The sequence below is a fragment of the Neisseria sp. SLRRB23 genome (genome assembly GCF_050896295.1).
GTDB lineage: Bacteria > Pseudomonadota > Gammaproteobacteria > Burkholderiales > Neisseriaceae > Neisseria.
This window is the reverse complement of record NZ_JBPBFH010000174.1, coordinates 1-381: the sequence shown is the minus strand read 5'-3', so window position 1 is coordinate 381 and position 381 is coordinate 1. Positions and strand designations below refer to the sequence as shown.

The following is a 381-nucleotide window of genomic DNA, read 5'->3' as shown; positions in this document are numbered from 1 at the left end:
GGGGAGGGAGCGGATTGCGGCAGATTTTGCGGTTGCAGGCGGTTTGAAAAGCAACTTGGATTTACCGTTGATTTCAGGTCGTATGAAAAATAAAAAACAGCCTGCACAAGCCGTATTAGTTTGCATAAACCTTAACCCCAACAGCCACCCCGTCCTCTCTCCCTGCGGGAGAGAGTTAGAGAGAGGGCAACAAGCCGCAAGGTTTGTATTTTAGAAGACTAAGGGAGTTTGGGAAAGATTGCCGCAACTCGGAGAATGCCCTCTCCCCGGCCCTCCCCCGTGGGGGAGGGAGCGGATTGCGGCAGATTTTGCGGTTGCAGGCGGTTTGAAAAGCAACTTGGATTTACCGTTGATTTCAGGTCGTATGAAAAATAAAAAACA

1 protein-coding gene is annotated in these 381 nt (G+C 50.1%); it reads left to right on the top strand.

Going from position 1 to position 381, the window contains the following annotated elements:
• A partial coding sequence (locus ACRPFF_RS11770) for a hypothetical protein (protein ID WP_218969854.1) occupies positions 1 to 214 on the top strand: 214 nt, incomplete at its 5' end.
• Positions 215 to 381: the final 167 nt, after the last annotated feature.